We start from the raw sequence: 3644 nt of genomic DNA, 5'->3' as shown, positions 1-3644 counted from the left end.
CTATATCCCAGCATTTGAATACAGCTTCTATTGCAGAAGATGCAGTTGCCTTTCAAATCAATACCATAAATAGCTTCAGCCGCTGAATCTAAAATTAAATTAAGATTCTCCCTGCTTTCTGCCAATTGCAAATTTGTTTTACTAAGTTCAGCCCGGGCTTCTTTTCTACTTTTTTCATAATAGGCTATCATAAAAACCAGGCTTAATGTTGCTCCTAAAATATTAAAAATGGACTGAGCATCAAATTCTGCTGGTCCCCAATTCCTACTATTGGAAAGGATAAAGTACAACATGTAACTGCCAAATAATCCTAAAACAATCCTCGCCGAATTCAGATCCAATAAAAAATATGTAATAGGAGGCAAAATTGATAACCAGTAAAATGCATAATGCTTGTTCTGTGTAATACCAAAAAAGGAAACCAGGCATATAATCAAAATCGCAACCGAGATGTAGGCTGCAGGTTTATATTTATCGGTCTTTTTAAAGTATATTAAAGTGAAAAAGGCTAAAAATACGGCGGCTATATTAACTATTGCAGCATTGTACATTTTGAAAAGAATAATATCAATAAAAACAAAAAAAAGGCAAGTTATTAGCATAATAGTAAGTATTGCATTTAAAAGGTATACTTTTCTGTAGAGAGTATCAGACTTATCAAATCTGCCATTGTTGGTTAGGTATTTATCGATCCAATTAAATTTTTTTTTCATAACTATACCATCCCCAACCCTGGCTGTCATTTGAATGGCAGTCAAGGTTGTTCTTGATTTTTTAAAAACTCAACATAATACAGAGAACTGTTTACTATATCATTCCTTTATAATTTTTTCCCTATTATATAATGCGGTAAAGTTTCGCCGGTTAGATAATTTAAGAAAGTGTATTTTCCAGTAAACAATACTTTAAAATCCAATTTTAGAAAGAACATTTTGGCTCTTTCAGAAAGGACACCAAAATGAATTCCTGAAATGCTTTCCTTTTTTAAAAAATCCAAATAATGATTTATCAGCAATGAACCTACATTTTGTCCGCGGAATTGAGGAGCAATATTAATATGTAATGTTGCAGGATATTCAGGAGAAAAATCAGGTGCCACAAATTCTCCTTTAAAATAACTAAAAACTATATTTTTGATAAAAATCAGGTTACCCTTACGAAAAAGCTGGCCTTTACCAGATAAATCTTTTACTACACCTGGTATAACCTTCCGTTTAAGAACATTACGCATTTTTCTGACATCTTTAGTTCCCAATATATAACCCATAACATATTCTTTTTTCTCTGCTACAAAACAGGAAACTGGTTCATAATCAGTAAAATAAGCAGTGAGTAAATCTGCCAGAACCTCATCATCAAAAACGGCATTCCGATATTCACCAAAAATGCTGCTCTCAATGCTAATCTCACGGATGGCATTCCGGTCTTCTTTTTGATAACCCCGAATTTTTACTTCTGTGACATCTATCATCTCTAAAGCCTGCTAACTTTCAATTATGACTTCAACGGCAAATATCTCATTTTCCCTAATGGAAGACTCCAACAGGTTTTTGAGCAAAGGATTTCTTAACTGACTTTTATATGATCGTAGCGCTTCTTCTTTTAATCTCCTGGTCTTCTCCTCCAGCATTAACCGTTCCCAGCCACCATCTAAGGTAATAAGATCCAATGGTGGCAATATAAATAGGTCCGGTGCATATTTCTTGGGATGAGGATAATTAACATGATGAACAAGATACTTATAAATAGTTATTTTTTCAGCTATTTCCGTTGCTTCTTCTATCTCTTTTAATACCTCTTCCTTAATTAACTCTTCCAAACCCTCCAGTTGTTCCATATCCTCAATCATTTCCGTCATTTCATGCAGAATTTTTTCCACAACTATGCCAGTCGTAGAATGATCTTTATGGTTATCCTCTGGATGTGGATAGAAAAGTATATCAGGTTTATATCTCTTTATTTGTTCCGATAGTAGCTCTTGAAGTTCCTGCTGATTCTGCTGAGTAAGCCGGTTATCCGGATAATTCAGGTATACCAGATTCTCCCGAGCAACACCTAAGATACCAGTGGCCGTCTCAAATTCAAGATATCTCAAGTCTCCCAAATTGCGGCGGTTACCGTCAGTAACCAGTACAATAATGACCTCAGCCCCCTTTTTTATCGACTCAATAATATACCCCCCACAGGCAATGGTTTCATCATCCTGATGAGGTGAAAATATCAATACAGTTTGCCCTTCTTCCGGAAGGCGGACATCATCTAAAAAATAGATTGCCATCTGAGGCATGACCGGATTTGCTTTAAAATATGAGTATGCCAGTAACCCTATTGCAATTATAACTAACAGAATTAATAACTGGAATTTACGATTGGTTCTTATTTTATGTAATATTTTACCCATTATTCCTCTAAATATTCCTGGTAAAATTAAATTTTAACTAAATAATTATTCTTACTGTAAGTCACACTTTAGGTAATATCATAATATAAGTAGGAAATATTAACAAGCAAAAAAAATGGCCTTATGATACAGAGAACTGTCCCTGGTATTATGACAAAAAACCCAGGAACATCGGGTAGTTAAAGTTGAGTCACCTGGATATAGTTATTGTCCTGGACAAACCTCTAAAGCCATAAATGCCCCTTCCGCCATATGTTATTATTCTGGCATAAAGAAAATTCTTTGACTATCCTGGTTGATCTGATTATTCTATTATCAAGTTAGCCGGGATGTTATTTTTCAATTATAGACCCCAATTTCTGTTTATTGAGCTAGTACAACCATTCCCTTTTTATTTTCTATACAAGATTTCTGAACATCCTGGCACCACCGGTTATAACAATTGTATGATATCCTTTCCCTTTCAGATATGATGATGCGGTTGTCGCCCGATTACCTGAACTGCAAAGAACGTAAATGGTCTTCTTCTTGTCCAGCTTGTCCAGACTCTTATAGAGAATTTTCAGTGGGATATGAATTTGATTCTCATCCGGATCTTCTGGCTTCACTTCATTATCATCTCTTATGTCCAGGAGGATAAAGCCATCGCGCTTTGGCATGTCCTTGTATTCTTTTGCAGAGATCGTCTCCAGTTGGCCTACCTCGTTGCCTTTTTCCTGCCACATTTCAATGCCCTCAGGCAAGTATCCAACAATATTGTCAAATCCTATTCTTCTGCAATACCAGTAGATCTCTTCCATCTCTCCTACTTGTCCGTCTATCACAAAAGCTATCTTGTCATCCGGTGAGTAGATGGATCCCAGAAAAGCAGTCAAGTTTTCTTTGTGCAAAAAAATTGATCCGGGGATATGTCCTCCAATAAACCCTTCTTTTGTTCTGGCATCAATCAAAAGAATATCATCTTTCATTTCCGCCACCTCATCCACAGTCATTGTATTGAGCACAACATCATTTCCAACAAAATCCCCGCCTGTTACGTTGAGAACCTCCATACGTTCAAAATACCTTGGTTTGATTCTCATTCTTGCAAAGCTCTTGATGAACGCTTCCTTGGTACTAAACTGAAGCAGCTTATTTGTCAGCTTTTCATATCCAATGGATGAATAAGGTCTTTCATCCATGGATTCACCGCAGGCGGATCCTGCACCATGGGCAGGACACACAAGCACATGGTCACCCAGTG

The 3644-nt window shown here is 36.3% G+C and carries 4 protein-coding genes; all 4 read right to left on the bottom strand.

Annotation, left to right across the window (positions count from 1 at the left end):
- The coding region (locus PHQ99_08170; GenBank protein MDD4289545.1) for a PAS domain-containing protein at nucleotides 1–713 on the bottom strand (713 nt) is incomplete at its 3' end.
- Nucleotides 714–820: 107 nt separating this feature from the next.
- A complete protein-coding gene (locus PHQ99_08165) occupies nucleotides 821–1471 on the bottom strand; it encodes a GNAT family N-acetyltransferase (GenBank protein MDD4289544.1) in 651 nt (216 codons plus the stop codon).
- 12 nt (nucleotides 1472–1483) lie between these two features.
- Entirely contained in the window at nucleotides 1484–2401 is a 918-nt protein-coding gene (locus PHQ99_08160) for a PIG-L family deacetylase (GenBank protein MDD4289543.1), read from the bottom strand.
- A gap of 398 nt (nucleotides 2402–2799) precedes the next feature.
- Nucleotides 2800–3393 carry a rhodanese-like domain-containing protein gene (locus PHQ99_08155; GenBank protein MDD4289542.1) on the bottom strand — a complete coding sequence of 198 codons (594 nt, stop codon included), beginning with the start codon at nucleotides 3391–3393 and terminating at the stop codon, nucleotides 2800–2802.
- Nucleotides 3394–3644 lie beyond the last annotated feature (251 nt).

It is taken from the genome of Atribacterota bacterium, from assembly GCA_028703475.1.
GTDB lineage: Bacteria > Atribacterota > Phoenicimicrobiia > Phoenicimicrobiales > Stramentimicrobiaceae > JAQVMU01.
The sequence above is the reverse complement of the archived record's forward strand: the minus strand, read 5'-3'. Positions and strand labels throughout refer to the sequence as shown.